The organism is Shimia sp. CNT1-13L.2, assembly GCF_024331145.1.
Taxonomy (GTDB): Bacteria; Pseudomonadota; Alphaproteobacteria; order Rhodobacterales; family Rhodobacteraceae; genus Shimia.
Window position 1 is genome coordinate 562,237 of the sequence record NZ_JANDJO010000003.1, and the last position, 15,184, is coordinate 577,420.

Here is a 15,184-nt window from a genome sequence, read left to right on the forward strand (position 1 = left end):
GTTATCCCCCGAGGCGCTTTTTGGCGCGCCTTCTGAAATGGTGGAGCAGCCCGAACGGAAATCCGGGCTGCCCTAGATTGAACTCTTGCTGGCTTAGTGGAACTTGGCCGTGGTGATCTTGCCACCTTCGATCACGATCTCACGATAGCCGCCAGCGGCTTCACCGCCACCGATCAGCTCGACCGCGGTCGCGCCCACATAGTCGACATCGCCGCCACCGGCAATGATGTCCAGCGCCTTGCCCAGCTCACCCGGATAGATTTTCTCACCCGGAGCGTTGGCAACGTCCATGATCTTGGCAGCATAAGCGCTTGCGTCCGAAGACCCAGCGGCCTGCATGGCCAGCATGATCAGGGCTGCAGCGTCATAGCTTTCGCCGATGTAGGGGCCGGATGCGTCCGCACCGGTTGCCGATACCTTTTCGGTTACCATCGAAGCGTCTGCCGACTCGCTGCCCGGAACGGTGCCGATCGAACCTTCGATCTCGTCACCAAAGGCCGCTTCCAGCGCCGAACCGATCATGCCGTCGGGCAGGGCGAAGGTGTCGAATGCGCCGGTGTCGAGGGCTGCACGGATAACGCCCGGGCCACCCTGGTCGACGTAACCGGCAACAACCAGAAGGTCACCACCAGCGGCTGCCAGCGTTGCAACTTCTGCCGAGTAGTCGGCCTTGCCGTCTTCGTGTGCGGTGGTTGCGGTCACTTCGCCACCCAGCGCGGTGAAGGCGGCCGAAATGCTGTCTGCCAGACCCTTACCATAGTCGTTGTTGGTGTAGGTGATCGCGACCGAGTTGATACCCTTGTCTTTCATCACCTGCGCCAGAACCTGACCCTGACGGGCGTCCGACGGTGCGGTGCGGAAGAACAGGCCATTGTCCTCTGCGCTCGACAGCGCGGGCGAGGTCGCCGACGGCGAGATCATGACCATGCCGTTCGGAACGGCCACGTTTGCAAGGATCGCACCGGTCACACCCGAGCAGTCCGCGCCCATGATGCCCTTGACGCCGTCTGCGGTGATCAGACGCTCAGCCGCAGCCGATGCCGCGCCTGCGTCAACGCAGGTCGAGTCACCACGCACGGGGGTAACGGTCGAACCGCCCAAGAGCTTGCCGCTGTCGGACACTTCTTTCATTGCAACTTCTGCACCGGCGGCCATGGCCGGGGTCAGCGATTCAATCGGACCGGTAAAGCCCAGGATCACGCCCAGTTTGACGTCATCGGCCGAAACCGCGCCCGCCATCAGAGAAGCCGCTGCGGATGCCATCAGCAGTTTTTTCATGTTTTCACACTCCCTAAGTGGATATTGTTGTTCCAGACCCGAGCCTATGGCCGAAAAAAACAAAAGAAAAGGGGGGCAGACGCCGTTTCCCTAGGGAAGCGTAAAACTAATTCGTTGTCTGTCGTCGCAACAGGGAGAACTGTCGTATGAAGCCCCTCATGATCCTGGCCCTGCTTGTCCTGCAAGCCCTGCAACTGTCCGCGCAATCCATCGATTCCAGCGCCGGCAAAATCTCCGTCACCCGCATGGCCGACGGGTTCAAAGGCCCCTGGTCGCTTGCTTTCCTGCCGGACGGCGGCTTTCTGGTCACCGAAAAACGCGGGCGTCTCTGGCGTGTCGGGACAGACGGGCGGCGCGTGGAAATCACCGGACTTCCCAACATCAAGGTACAGGGGCAGGGTGGTCTGCTCGATATTCTGGTCCCCCGCGATTTCGCGTCGACCCGCGAGGTTCTTTTTACCTATGTGAAGGCCCAAAAAGGCGGCTCCGGAACCGCGCTTGCCCGCGCTGTCCTGCCAAAAGGACAGACGCGCCTTAAGGATGTCGAAACGCTGTTCGAAATGGCGCCCGGCTCTTCCGGTGGCCGCCACTTCGGAAGCCGTATCGTCGAATCCCGTGAGGGCCACCTGTTCATCACCATCGGCGAACGCGGTGACCGGCCTTCGGCACAGGATCTCGCCTCGCACAACGGCGCGATTATCCGCCTGAACCGCGACGGATCTGTCCCGAGTGACAATCCCTTTGTCGGCCTCGAAGGCGCGCAACCGGAAATCTGGTCATACGGCCACCGCAACCCTCAGGGCGCAGCACTTGATCTTAGGGGGCAACTCTGGGCCGTCGAACACGGGGCCAAGGGCGGCGACGAGGTAAACCGAATTCGCAAGGGCGCCAACTATGGCTGGCCCATCATTGCCTACGGCCGCCACTATTCGGGGTTCAAGATCGGTGAGGGCACGGCCAAACCCGGCATGGAGCAGCCCGCCTTTTTCTGGGACCCGTCGATTGCGCCGTCCGGCATGATGATCTACTCGGGGCGTCTCTTCCCGGAATGGCGCGGAGATACCTTTATCGGAAGCTTGAAATATGATTATATTTCAAGGCTTTCAGGCGTTACTTTAAAAGAAGTGGAGCAACTGAAGAGCAATCGCACCGCGCGCGTTCGTGATATACGTGAGGCAGCGGACGGAAGCATTTGGTTTATCGCAGAAGATAACGGTTCGGTGTTCCGGATCACGCCCAAAAATTGAACGAAAAGGAGCTTTTGATGAAACTTGGAAAACTCGCCCTCGCGGCGCTTTTGCTGCCACTGCCAGCCCTCGCCGAGGATTCGGTTTTCGACAGCTACGACGCCTATGCAAATTACGTTGACGAAAGCATCATGAGCCGCGATTTTGTCCCATTGGTACAACAGCTTGGCGGGCGGGATGAATACACGCGCGAACAGTTGGCCGAAGTCAACGCCCAGCTTCTGCGCGCCATGCCCTTCGACTTTACCAAGATGGCCGTCCTCAAGCGCGAAGACTATGGCAACGGCTTTTCCAAGGAACTGCGCGCATATTGGAGCGAAGAGCTGAACTACAGCTACTTCTACGCCTTCCTGCATGATCGCGGCGACAAGATCATCGTCCTGCGCTTCGCGCTCAACACCAACGAAGAAGAACTGTTCAAACGGTTCTGAGGATCAGATCGACAGGCGCGTCGCTTGGGTGCCACGTTCGCGATAGGGCGTGGTGTCGTAATGCGCACGGTAGCATTTCGAAAAATGCGAGGGCGACGCAAAACCACAAGCCAGCGCAACGTTGATCACGCTCATGTCCGTCTGCATCAACAGGTTACGGGCCTTCTGCAGCCGCAATTCCATGTAATAGCGCTTGGGTGAACGGTTCAGGTAACGACGGAACAGACGTTCAAGCTGCCGTGTCGACATGCCGACATCCTTGGCCAGAATCGACGGGCTGATCGGTTCCTCGATGTTCTGTTCCATCATCTGGATAACCTGGCTCAGCTTCGGGTGGCGCACGCCAATCCGGGTCGGAACCGAAAGACGCTGGGTATCCTGATCGGTCCTGATCGAGGAATAGATCTGCTGATCGGCGACCCAGTTGGCCAGTTCCTCGCCGTGATCATCCGCGATAACCTGAAGGAACATGTCAATCGAGGAGGTGCCTCCCGCGGTGGTCATGCGCGTGCCGTCAATCGCGAACACCGACTTGCTGAGTTCGACCTCGGGGAATTCCTCGGCAAAACTGTCCTGATTCTCCCAGTGGATCGTGGCGCGTTTGCCATCCAGAAGGCCGGCCTTTGCCATGACGTAAGCTGCCGTGCACAAACCGCCGATTCTGATTCCCTTGCGCGCTTCGCGGCGCAGCCAGGCCAGAACCTTCTTGGTGGTGGCCGACTGGATGTCGAGTCCGCCACACAGGATCACCGTGTCATCGCGGTGCAGGTCGATCAGGTCATCGTCCAGCTTGAATGTCGTGTCGGTCGAGCAGGTCACCATATCACCGCCTTCACCGATCAGCTTCCACTCATAAAGCGGTGTGGTCGTGTGCCGATTGGCAAGCCGCAGGCAGTCCAAAGCCGAGGCAAAGGAAAGAAGCGTGAAATTTTCAAGCAAAACAAAGACAAACCGGCGCGTTTTCGCGTTCTGATCCAACGTGTTGCTGATCCGTTTCACCTGAGACATCTGGCGTGTTCCTGGGGTAGTTGGTTGTGGCCGGGCCGATAGGGTACAATCATAGCGCCAAATTGAACCAGCAGGTCAAGGCCCCTAATTCAGTTATGGCCCTTGCTCAAGTCCTTTTGTATAGAGGGGCTCGCAACTTTTGTTACCGGAGAAAGACAATGGCAGAATGGGTAAAATCTGGCTGGCGGAACAAACCGCGGATCCAGATGCCTGAATATACGGATGAGGACGCGCTGAAGGCCGTGGAAGCCCAGCTTGCCAGCTATCCGCCGCTGGTCTTTGCCGGTGAGGCGCGCCGTCTCAAGGAGAAGCTCGGGGCCGCCTCACGCGGCGAGGCGTTTTTGCTGCAAGGCGGCGATTGCGCCGAAAGCTTTGAGCAATTCAGCGCAGACGCGATCCGCGACACCTTCAAGGTGATGCTCCAGATGGCGATGGTCCTGACCTACGGTGCCAAGGTGCCCGTAGTCAAAGTTGGCCGCATGGCGGGCCAGTTCGCCAAACCGCGTTCGGCACCGACCGAAGTCGTGGATGGCGTGGAACTGCCCAGCTACCGTGGTGACATCATCAACGAGCTGGCCTTCACCGCGGATGCCCGAATCCCCGATCCCAAGAAGATGCTGCAGGCCTACACCCAGGCGGCCGCCACGCTGAACCTGCTGCGCGCCTTCTCGACCGGCGGCTATGCCGACGTTCACCAGGTACACGCCTGGACGCTGGGTTTCACCGAGGGCGAAAAGGCGGCCAAGTACCGTGACATGGCCAACCGCATCTCGAACGCGCTTGATTTCATGAACGCGGCCGGCGTCAACAGCTCGACCGCGCATGCCCTGCGCACCGTGGATTTCTACACCAGCCACGAAGGCCTACTGCTTGAGTATGAAGAAGCGCTGACCCGTCTTGATTCCACCTCCGGCAACTGGCTGGCCGGCTCCGGCCACATGATCTGGATCGGCGACCGCACCCGTCAACCCGACGGCGCACATGTAGAATTCTGCAGCGGTGTCCAGAACCCGATCGGCCTCAAGTGTGGTCCGACCACCACCGCCGAGGATCTCAAGGTTCTGATGGCCAAGCTGAACCCGGAAAACGAAGCGGGCCGTCTCACCCTGATCGCGCGTTTCGGTGCCGGCTCTGTGGGCGAACACCTGCCGCGTCTCATCAAGACCGTTCAGGAAGAGGGCGCCAACGTCCTGTGGACCTGCGATCCAATGCACGGCAACACCATCAAGTCGTCGAGCGGTTTCAAGACCCGCCCCTTCGACAGCGTACTGCGCGAAGTGCAAGAATTCTTCTCGGTCCACAAGGCCGAAGGAACCGTACCGGGCGGCGTCCACTTCGAGATGACTGGTCAGGACGTCACCGAATGCACCGGCGGTGTCCGTGCCGTGACCGACGAAGATCTCTCGTCGCGCTACCACACCGCCTGCGACCCGCGCCTGAACGCGTCGCAGTCGCTCGAACTGGCCTTCCTTGTTGCCGAGGAGCTGTCCTCGCTGCGCGACGAGCGCAAGAAGGAAGCGGTCTAAGGCTCTGACCTTAATGCGATTTCAGAAAGGGCAGCCCGCGCGGCTGCCCTTTTTCATGGGCGATTCACAACCAGCCTGAGATGCGGAACATGGGTGGCCTGCGTGCTGCCGCTCAAGGGCGTTTGCGAGGTGTTGATCGCCCGCCGCTCACTGTTGATCAGCCGCCACCTGTGACTGCGGGGCGCCTGTTCACCGCCAAAAGCAAGCCCGCCAAGGATACGCGTTGCAGCGCCGTCACGACCACCGGCCAGCGGCAGCAGGATCATCTCGCAGGGGCAGGGCGCCTTGCTCTCGTCCTCTAGCCAGAGCCGCGCCGTGACAGGTGCGTCGAACACATCCTTCAGAACATCCCCCATCAGGGCGCGTGACGTCATGCCAAAGCCGAAGGAAAACGGCAGACCCCTGGCCTCGGTCCCGAGGAACGTGTTCAGAACCTGCCCGCCAACCCGCACCCGCGCCACGCTCGGGGCGATCCGCTCAAGGACAAAAGCATGGCTCAGGGCGCGTTCAATCCCCGCCGGATCAACCTCTGCCCGCGCAGGCAGGCGATCCAGCCGGCACAGGCTTTCCCAATAGGTCTGAATATCCCGCAGTGGCTCAGGCAGCGGCGACTGCCCCATGATGCCCTCTGGTTTCCCTTGCCATTCCCCAAACATCCCGGCTCCTTTCCAACCCATCCGATGAACCCTCTCCAAATCATCTCACATTTTCTGCAATTGCCGCGAAAATTCGGATCAATTGGTTAACTCTTACCGGCGCTTGCGGCTGCAAGGCTTGCGCGAAACAGGACAATGGCTTTAGGTGGCGTACCAAGACAAAAGACGGGGGGATTGACGTGCTGCATTCGATGACAGGGTTTGCGTCGCTCAAAGGGGCGGCAATGGGCTTTAGCTGGGTCGCCGAACTGCGCAGCGTGAATTCCAAGGGGCTTGATCTACGCATTCGCGTGCCCGACTGGATCGACGGGCTCGAAGCCGCCCTGCGCACGGCCATTGGCAAATCCGTGAACCGCGGGTCGGCAACCTTTTCGCTACGCATCCAGCGCGACGAGGAAGAAGGTGTCCTGTCACTGAACCCGGCGCAGCTCTCCAATGTTCTCGACGCGCTTGGTACGGTGGAACAGGAAGCCATGGATCGCGGCCTGTCGCTTGCGCCCTCCAAGGCCAGCGACATTCTCGGGTTGCGCGGCGTTCTGGACGTGGCCACGTCTGAGACCGACACCAAGGCCCTGCGCGAGGCGATCATGGCCGACCTGCCGGGCCTGATCGACAGCTTTCTGGACATGCGCCGCAACGAAGGGCAGGCGCTGGATTCCCTGATGAAGGATCAATTGAAGCAGGTCGCCACCCTCACCGATAGCGCCGCCGCCATCGCTGAATCCCGCCGAGACGAGACCGCCGCCACCCTGCGCGCCAACCTCGCGCGCGTGCTGGAAAACACCGATGCCGTCGACGAAAGCCGCCTTGCACAGGAACTTGCCATGCTTGCGGTCAAGAACGACGTGACCGAAGAAATCGACCGCCTGCGCGCCCATGTCACCGCCGCGCGTGACCTTCTGGCCAACGGCAGCCCAGTAGGCCGCAAACTTGATTTCCTGATGCAGGAGTTCAACCGCGAGGCCAACACCCTGTGCTCAAAGTCGCAGTCTGTCGATCTCACCGCAATTGGCCTTGATCTCAAGGCGGTGATCGATCAGATGCGCGAACAGGTTCAAAACGTGGAATAAAGCATGACCGACATGACACAGCGCCGTGGTCTTCTCATCATCCTGTCCTCGCCGTCGGGGGCAGGTAAGTCGACCCTTGCCCGCCGCCTGATGCAATGGGACGAAGGCCTGCGTTTTTCGATCTCTGCCACCACCCGCGCGCCGCGTCCGGGAGAGGAACACGGGCGCGAGTATTTCTTTCTGAGCGTCGACGAGTTCAAAAAGCAGGTATCGGAAGGCGAAATGCTGGAACACGCCCACGTTTTCGGCAATTTCTACGGCTCGCCCACCGGTCCGGTCAAAGACACCATCAATGCCGGGGATGACGTGTTGTTCGACGTCGATTGGCAGGGCGAACAGCAGATCCGGAATTCCGACCTTGGCAAACACGCCTTGTCGATCTTTATCCTGCCACCCTCGATCACCGAACTGCACCGCCGCCTTGTCAGCCGGGGGCAGGACAGCGAAGACGTGATCGACAAGCGCATGCAGAAAAGCTGGGACGAGATCAGCCACTGGGGCGCCTATGACTATGTTCTGGTGAACGACGATCTCGACGCCACCGAAGCCCAACTCAAGACCATTATCACCGCAGAGCGCATGCGCCGCGAGCAACAACCCGCGCTGCAAACCCACGTCCGCACCCTGCAAGCCGAATTCGAGGAGATGTCCTAATGCCGCTTTATGAACTGGACGGGATTGCTCCCGAGATTGCCGAGGATTCCTGGGTCGCGCCGGATGCCAACGTGATCGGCAACGTGCGCGTGGAAGAGGGGGCCTCGGTCTGGTTCGGCACCACCATTCGCGGCGACAACGAACCGATCGTGATCGGCAAGGGATCGAACGTTCAGGAAAACACCGTGATGCACACCGATCCGGGCTGCCCGCTAACCATCGGCGAAGGCTGTACCATTGGTCACAAGGCCATGCTGCACGGCTGCACCATCGGTGAAAACAGCCTTGTCGGCATGGGCGCCACCATCCTGAACGGCGCCAAGATCGGCAAGAACTGCCTGATCGGGGCCGGGGCTCTGATCACCGAAGGCAAGGTCATTCCCGACGGCTCCCTCGTGATGGGCGCGCCGGGGAAAATCGTGCGCGAGCTTGATGAAAATGCCATCAATGGCCTGCGCGGCAGCGCCTTGCACTATCAGGAAAACATGCGCCGTTTCCGGAATGGCCTGAAAGAAATCTGAGCGCATCTTTTGATTTTACATTAGCACACCCAGGTATCCCGTTGTAATTGCGGGATACTTTTAATTGGCTATTTCTTTTTTCTTCCCAGTTTACAAATCGCAACTTCTCGGAAAGCTTTACGCAAAGCCATTCCAGGACGTTGCCCATGTCGACCGATCCGATCCAGTCGTTCCTTGATGCCATCCCGCTGCCTTCGGTTTTCGTGGGCAGGAACGCACGCATTGTTGCTGCCAATTCCCAGGCCAAGGCGCTCAATCCCAAGGCCGGTGAGACGCGCCCCTTCGTGCTGGTCTTTCGCCAGCCTGGGCTAACCGAAGCTCTGGACAAATGCCTTTCGACGCGCAAACCGCAGAAAGCCATCTATCACCACGCTGACGGCCCGCATAGCGTGCGCTATGACGTCACTGCCTCATGGGTCTCGGGTCAGGATTTCGAAGGCGTCCTCTTGTGCTTCACCGACGTCACACACCTTCAGCAGGCCGACCAGATGCGCCGCGACTTTGTCGCCAACGTCAGCCACGAATTGCGCACGCCGCTGACTGCGATCCTGGGGTTCATCGAAACCCTTCTTGGCCCGGCCAAGGGCGATCCCAAGGCCCAGGAACGTTTCCTGACCACCATGTCTGCCGAGGCCAGCCGGATGAACCGCCTCGTCGGCGATCTGCTGTCCCTGAGCCGCGTCGAAGAAGATGCCCGCATGCGTCCGACGACTACGACTGACCTCGATGCGCTGATCCGCTCGGTGATCCGCAACCTGTCGCCGGTGGCCGAGGAAAACGGCGCTACGCTGACATTCAACGTGCCCGACAAGGCGCCACTGGTGGTCGCGGATTCCGACCAGATGATGCAGGTGTTCACCAACCTGATCGAAAACGCGCTGAAATACGGCGGGCAGGGGACAAGCGTCACGATCTCGATCTCCGAATCCCCTCGCGATCATGTCCTGCGCGGTCCGGCCCTGCTGATTTCCATTGCGGACACCGGCCCCGGGATCGATCCGATTCACATTCCACGCCTGACCGAACGCTTTTACCGCATCGACTCACACCGCTCGCGCGAAATGGGCGGCACCGGTCTCGGTCTTGCGATCGTGAAACACATCCTGAATCGCCACCGCGGTCGCCTCAGGGTTGAAAGTGAACTGGGGCAGGGATCAACTTTCACGGTCATTCTCCCCAAAAAGTAGACAAATTCGAGATAAGTCTGCGGGGTTCATAAAACCGTTACATTGGTGTCACAAAAGCTTAGCGCGGAAGCCGTAGCACCCGGCTCCGAGACCGTCGACAAAGATGGTCAACACCAATGGAGTTAAAAACATGTCCGTTAAACTGACTGCCTCGGCGCTGGCCATCGTAGCCGCTGCCACCGCTGCCGACGCCCGTGATCAGCTGCAGATCAAAGGGTCGTCGACCGTTCTGCCCTACGCAACCATCGTTGCCGAAGCATTTGGCGAAAACTTCGACTTCCCGACCCCCGTTGTTGAGGGTGGCGGTTCGGGTGCCGGCCGCAAAGCCATGTGTGAAGGTGTTGGGGAGAACACCATCGACATCGCGAACTCGTCCTCGCGCATCAAGCAGTCGGACATCGACCTTTGCGCCTCGAACGGCGTAAACGAAATCATGGAAGTCCGCTTCGGTTATGACGGCATCGTCTTCGCGTCGGACATCAACGGCCCGTCGTTCGCCTTCACCCCGGCAGACTGGTTCTCGGCAATCGCCAAAGAAGTTGTTGTTGACGGCAAGCTGGTTGCCAACACCAACAAACAGTGGGCAGACGTAAACGCTGCTCTGCCGGCGCAAGACATCCTGGCCTTCATCCCGGGCACCAAGCACGGCACCCGCGAAGTCTTCGACAAGAAGGTTCTGGAAGCTGGCTGTAAAGCAACCGGCGCCTACGACATCTTCAAAGAAGCCAACGGCGGCGACAAGAAGAAAGCCAAGAAAGCCTGTCACGCCCTGCGCACCGACGGCGTTTCGGTCGACATCGACGGCGACTACACCGAGACCCTGGCGCGTCTGGCTGCCAACTCGCAAGCCATCGGCGTGTTCGGCCTGTCGTTCTACCAGAACAACACCGACAAGCTGGTTGTTGCCACCATGGACAACGTAACTCCCTCGACCGAAACCGTTGCTTCGGGTGAGTATCCGGTTTCGCGTCCGCTGTTCTTCTACGTGAAGAAAGCACACCTGGGTGTGATCCCCGGCCTGCAAGAATACATCGACTTCTTCGTGTCGGACGACATGGCAGGCCCCGACGGCCCGCTGGCTGAGTACGGTCTGGTTTCGGATCCGGAACTGGCCAAGACCCAGGACATGGTTGCAAACGGCGTCGCAATGGGCCCGCTGAACTAAGCCACTACCAATAGGGGTGGCGCCTGTTGTGGGCGCCACCTTTCCCTTTTCCGTCATCCAGTTGGATATCCCATGAGCGCCGGTCTCGTTATTCTTGCCGTGGTCGTCATTGCGACACTCGGTTTCTTCCTCGGCCGTTCGCGTGCAATCCGCTCCGCCGAGGGCGATGTTCGCAAACTGCACTCCCTTCCAAACTACTACGGCCAAACGGTTTTCCTGTTTTCCGCCGTACCCGCGCTTCTGGTAACTTTCGCTTGGCTGCTCTTGCAGCCGCTTTACGTTGAAAGCCAGGTCTCCGGCATGATCACCGCCTCGGACATTCCCGAAGGCGGTTCGCTCAGCCTCGTGATGGCCGACGTGCGCCGCATCTCGACCGGCCTTGATCTCGCCGTGTCCTCGGGCAACCTGACCGAAGGCCAATTCAGCGCCATGCGCGCCGATACAACCGACGTTCGTGCGAAATTGGGTGAACTCGGCGTAGCCGTGGCCTCTGAAGTCAAACAGAACGTCTTCGAGGCGGCCAAAGCCTACCGCGCTCAAACGGGCACCCTGCGCATGGCCATGACCGTGGTCGCACTGGTGCTGGCCCTGGGCGGCGCGCTTCTGGCGATGATGCGCATCACGCCCGAATTCCGCGCCCGCAACGTGTCCGAAGCCGCCGTCAAGGCGCTCCTGATCCTGTCGTCGATGGTCGCGATCCTGACCACCGTCGGGATCATCTTCTCGCTGCTGTTCGAAACCTCGAACTTCTTCCGCCTCTATCCGGCCAAGGATTTCTTCTTCAACCTCACCTGGAACCCGCAGTTCACCGGCGGCTCCGACCTCGGCATCGCGCCGCTTCTGTGGGGTACACTCTATGTCTCCTTCGTCGCACTGGTCTTCGCGGTTCCGATCGGCCTTCTGGTCGCGGTCTACCTTTCCGAATACGCCTCGCGGCGCGTGCGCTCTGTTGTCAAACCTGCCATCGAGGTTCTCGCCGGTATCCCGACCATCGTTTACGGTCTCTTCGCGCTGATCACCGTCGGCCCGCTTCTGCGCGACTACTTTGCCGAACCGCTGGGCCTTGGCACCTCGTCGTCCTCGGTGATGACCGCCGGTGTCGTCATGGGCATCATGCTGATCCCCTTCGTGTCCTCGCTGTCCGATGACGTGATCAACGCGGTGCCGCAGGCGATGCGCGATGGCTCTTACGGCCTTGGCGCGACCCAGTCGGAAACCGTGAAACAGGTGATCCTGCCGGCCGCACTGCCGGGCATCGTCGGCGCCATCCTTCTGGCCGCATCGCGTGCCATTGGGGAAACCATGATCGTGGTCATGGGGGCAGGGGCCGCCGCCAAGCTCAGCCTCAACCCCTTCGAGGCCATGACAACGATTACCGTTAAAATCGTCAGCCAGCTGACCGGTGACACGGAATTCGCCAGCCCCGAAACGCTCGTGGCCTTCGCCCTGGGCCTGTCCCTCTTTGTCGTCACCCTGGGTCTGAACATTCTGGCCCTGTATATCGTCCGTAAGTACCGGGAGCAGTACGAATGACCGACGCAACCTCGTCCAACATCCCATCGGGCAAGAAACACGCCACCTCGCTCGTGGCCCAGGATGCACGCACCAAGCGCCGCAACGCGGCCGAGGCTCGCTTCCGCGCCTACGGTGTCGCCGCCATCGTGGTTGCCATCCTCGCCCTGATCGGTCTGGTCAGCTCGATCCTCTACAACGGCTCGTCGGCCTTCCGTCAGACCTTCATCACCATGGAGGTCTACCTCGACCCGGCGAAACTCGACAAGGACGGCTCCGGTAACCTTGAAAAGATCGCCAAGGTCTCGACCTTTGGCTATGCGCCTCTGATCGCCAAGGGCTTCGAGAAAAAGTTCGAAGAAAACCCGAACCTCGTGGTTGAAGGCCTGAACGCCAAGAAGGCCGCCAAGATGATCTCCAAGGAAGGCCCTGCGGAACTGCGCCGCATGGTTCTGGCCAATCCGGCCCTGATCGGACAGACGGTCAAGGTCGAGTTCCTCGCAAACGGGCGGATTGACGGCTACTTCAAGGGCCGTGTAACCCCCGAGACCGCGAAGCTCGACAAGAACGTCTCGCCGGAACAGCTCATGCTGGCCGACAAGCTAAAAGAGGCCGGTCTGCTGAAGACGCGCTTCAACTTTGGCTTCCTGACCCGTGCTGACGCCTCCGAGAACCGCCCCGAAGCCGCCGGTCTTGGCGTCGCGATCCTCGGCTCGTTCTACATGATGCTGGTCGTCCTGTGCCTGACGCTGCCCATCGGCGTGGCCGCTTCGATCTATCTTGAGGAATTCGCTCCGAAAAACTGGATCACCGACATCGTCGAGGTGAACATCTCGAACCTTGCCGCGGTGCCCTCGATCGTCTTCGGTATCCTTGGTCTCGCGATCTTCATCAACTTCGCGGGCTTGCCGCAATCGGCACCCATCGTCGGTGGCCTCGTGCTGACCCTGATGACCCTGCCGACAATCATCATCGCCACCCGCGCATCGCTCAAGGCGGTTCCGCCGTCGATCCGCGACGCAGCGCTTGGGGTAGGGGCCTCGAAAATGCAGGCGGTCTTCCACCACGTCCTGCCGCTGGCCGCCCCCGGCATTCTGACCGGCACCATCATCGGTTTGGCCCAGGCACTTGGCGAAACCGCGCCGCTTCTGCTGATCGGCATGGTGGCCTTCGTGCGCGAATATCCGGCCGCCCCCCCCGAAGGCTTCTTCGATCCCGCCGCCGCGCTTCCGGTTCAGGTCTACAACTGGACCCAGCGTTCGGACCCGGCCTTCGTGGAACGCGCCTCGGGTGCCATCATCGTCCTCCTGGTGTTCCTGCTTGCCATGAACGCCATCGCAATCATCCTGCGCCGTCGCTTCGAGCGCCGCTGGTAAGTAGGAAAAGGTAGAGTAATATGTACGACGCACCGAAACTGGAGGCGAACGTGGAACAGAACGACATCAAAATTAACGCCAAGAATGTGCAGGTCTACTATGGCGCGACCCACGCCATCAAGGATGTGAACATCGACATCGAAGACAAGACCGTAACGGCGTTCATCGGCCCGTCGGGCTGTGGCAAGTCGACCTTCCTGCGCTGCCTCAACCGCATGAACGACACCATCGACGTCTGCCGCGTCGAAGGCGACATCCTGCTGGATGGCGAAGACATCTATGACAAGCGTGTCGATCCGGTTCAACTGCGCGCCAAGGTGGGCATGGTGTTCCAGAAGCCGAACCCGTTCCCCAAGTCGATCTACGACAATATCGCCTATGGCCCGCGCATCCACGGCCTTGCCAAGAACAAAGCTGATCTCGATGAAATCGTTGAGAAATCCCTGCGTCGCGGCGCGATCTGGAACGAGGTGAAAGACCGCCTTCACGAGCCCGGCACCGGCCTGTCCGGCGGTCAGCAACAGCGCCTGTGTATCGCCCGCGCCGTCGCCACGGAACCCGAGGTTCTGCTGATGGACGAACCGTGCTCGGCGCTTGACCCGATTGCCACTGCACAGGTCGAGGAACTGATCGACGAATTGCGCGGCCGCTACTCGGTCGTCATCGTGACCCACTCGATGCAACAGGCGGCCCGTGTCAGTCAGAAGACGGCCTTCTTCCACCTCGGCAACCTGGTGGAATACGACGATACCGCCACGATCTTTACCAACCCCAAAGACGAACGCACCGAAAGCTACATCACCGGCCGTATCGGCTAAGGGAGCAGGACCATGAACGATAAACACATTGTCTCGTCTTTCGATAGCGACCTCGAGCAGATCCAGGCGCATATCATGAAAATGGGCGGCCTCGTCGAAGAGGCCATCCTCGACGCCTCCAAATCGCTCAAGAACCGCGACGAGGAACTGGCGGAAATCGTCCGCAACAACGACAAGGCCATCGACCAGCTGGAACAACTGGTCAACGACGAATGCTTCAAGCTGATTGCCCTGCGCTCTCCCACCGCGATCGACCTGCGTGTCGTGCTGTCGGTGATGAAGATCGCCGGCAACCTCGAGCGTATCGGCGACTATGCCAAGAACATGGCCAAGCGGACCGGTGTTCTGGTGCACATGACACCCGTGGAAGGGGCCCGAGGTGCGCTGCGTCGTATGGCGCGCGAAGTCCAGTTGATGCTCAAGGATGCGCTTGATGCCTACATCCAGCGTGACGCCGAACTGGCGCAGGACATTCTCGAACGTGACCGCGACATCGACCAGATGTACAACGCCTTGTTCCGCGAATTCCTGACCTTCATGATGGAAGATCCGCGCTACATCACGCCCTGTATGCACCTGCATTTCATCGCCAAGAACACCGAGCGCATGGGCGACCATGTCACCTCGATCGCCGAACAGGTCATCTATCTCGTGACCGGCGAGTTGCCCGATGAAAATCGCCCGAAATCAGACCATTACGACCCGGCTCTGCATTCCGCAGAATAATTCGAAGCA

The 15,184-nt window shown here is 60.0% G+C and carries 15 protein-coding genes; 12 read left to right on the plus strand and 3 right to left on the minus strand.

The window, feature by feature from the left end:
• Positions 1 to 93: 93 nt before the first annotated feature.
• A complete protein-coding gene (locus tag NNA36_RS09525) occupies positions 94 to 1,278 on the minus strand; it encodes an ABC transporter substrate-binding protein (RefSeq protein WP_255106713.1) in 1,185 nt (394 codons plus the stop codon).
• 146 nt (positions 1,279 to 1,424) lie between these two features.
• Here NNA36_RS09525 and NNA36_RS09530 point away from each other — a divergent pair, with 146 nt between their 5' ends.
• Positions 1,425 to 2,525: a PQQ-dependent sugar dehydrogenase gene (locus tag NNA36_RS09530; RefSeq protein ID WP_255106715.1), complete on the plus strand. Its 1,101-nt coding sequence runs from the start codon at positions 1,425 to 1,427 to the stop codon at positions 2,523 to 2,525.
• Between the two features lie 17 nt (positions 2,526 to 2,542).
• Complete coding sequence (locus tag NNA36_RS09535; protein ID WP_255106717.1) at positions 2,543 to 2,956, plus strand: hypothetical protein; 414 nt, start codon at positions 2,543 to 2,545, stop codon at positions 2,954 to 2,956.
• 3 nt (positions 2,957 to 2,959) lie between these two features.
• Here the strand turns inward: NNA36_RS09535 and NNA36_RS09540 are convergent, their stop codons facing one another.
• Complete coding sequence (locus NNA36_RS09540; protein ID WP_255106719.1) at positions 2,960 to 3,964, minus strand: GlxA family transcriptional regulator; 1,005 nt, start codon at positions 3,962 to 3,964, stop codon at positions 2,960 to 2,962.
• Between the two features lie 158 nt (positions 3,965 to 4,122).
• Between NNA36_RS09540 and NNA36_RS09545 the strand changes: the two genes are divergently transcribed.
• The gene (locus NNA36_RS09545; RefSeq protein ID WP_255106721.1) at positions 4,123 to 5,490 is read left to right on the plus strand and encodes a class II 3-deoxy-7-phosphoheptulonate synthase; all 1,368 of its coding nucleotides are present in this window, start codon (positions 4,123 to 4,125) and stop codon (positions 5,488 to 5,490) included.
• Between the two features lie 53 nt (positions 5,491 to 5,543).
• On the opposite strand, the gene NNA36_RS09550 is transcribed toward NNA36_RS09545, so the two are convergent.
• Entirely contained in the window at positions 5,544 to 6,110 is a 567-nt protein-coding gene (locus NNA36_RS09550) for a PAS domain-containing protein (RefSeq protein WP_255106723.1), read from the minus strand.
• Between the two features lie 227 nt (positions 6,111 to 6,337).
• On the opposite strand from NNA36_RS09550, the gene NNA36_RS09555 reads away from it, so the two are divergent.
• The 9 genes from NNA36_RS09555 to phoU all read left to right on the plus strand — a co-directional run bounded on the left by NNA36_RS09555 (position 6,338) and on the right by phoU (position 15,175).
• A complete protein-coding gene (locus tag NNA36_RS09555; protein WP_255106842.1) occupies positions 6,338 to 7,216 on the plus strand; it encodes a YicC/YloC family endoribonuclease in 879 nt (292 codons plus the stop codon).
• Positions 7,217 to 7,228: 12 nt separating this feature from the next.
• Positions 7,229 to 7,870, plus strand: coding sequence for a guanylate kinase (gmk, locus tag NNA36_RS09560; protein ID WP_255106843.1), 642 nt, complete (start codon positions 7,229 to 7,231; stop codon positions 7,868 to 7,870).
• Positions 7,870 to 8,391 carry a gamma carbonic anhydrase family protein gene (locus tag NNA36_RS09565; protein WP_255106724.1) on the plus strand — a complete coding sequence of 174 codons (522 nt, stop codon included), beginning with the start codon at positions 7,870 to 7,872 and terminating at the stop codon, positions 8,389 to 8,391. The genes gmk and NNA36_RS09565 overlap by 1 nt, the downstream gene beginning before the upstream one ends.
• Positions 8,392 to 8,537: 146 nt before the next feature.
• Positions 8,538 to 9,578, plus strand: coding sequence for an ATP-binding protein (locus NNA36_RS09570; protein ID WP_255106726.1), 1,041 nt, complete (start codon positions 8,538 to 8,540; stop codon positions 9,576 to 9,578).
• Positions 9,579 to 9,708: 130 nt separating this feature from the next.
• Positions 9,709 to 10,743: a PstS family phosphate ABC transporter substrate-binding protein gene (locus NNA36_RS09575; protein ID WP_255106728.1), complete on the plus strand. Its 1,035-nt coding sequence runs from the start codon at positions 9,709 to 9,711 to the stop codon at positions 10,741 to 10,743.
• Between the two features lie 72 nt (positions 10,744 to 10,815).
• Positions 10,816 to 12,276 (plus strand): phosphate ABC transporter permease subunit PstC, encoded by a 1,461-nt coding sequence (gene pstC / locus NNA36_RS09580; RefSeq protein ID WP_255106730.1) that lies wholly within the window; start codon positions 10,816 to 10,818, stop codon positions 12,274 to 12,276.
• Complete coding sequence (gene pstA / locus NNA36_RS09585; protein ID WP_255106732.1) at positions 12,273 to 13,631, plus strand: phosphate ABC transporter permease PstA; 1,359 nt, start codon at positions 12,273 to 12,275, stop codon at positions 13,629 to 13,631. The genes pstC and pstA overlap by 4 nt, the downstream gene beginning before the upstream one ends.
• A gap of 20 nt (positions 13,632 to 13,651) precedes the next feature.
• Complete coding sequence (pstB, locus tag NNA36_RS09590) at positions 13,652 to 14,449, plus strand: phosphate ABC transporter ATP-binding protein PstB (protein WP_255106735.1); 798 nt, start codon at positions 13,652 to 13,654, stop codon at positions 14,447 to 14,449.
• A gap of 12 nt (positions 14,450 to 14,461) precedes the next feature.
• Entirely contained in the window at positions 14,462 to 15,175 is a 714-nt protein-coding gene (gene phoU / locus NNA36_RS09595) for a phosphate signaling complex protein PhoU (RefSeq protein ID WP_255106737.1), read from the plus strand.
• Positions 15,176 to 15,184 lie beyond the last annotated feature (9 nt).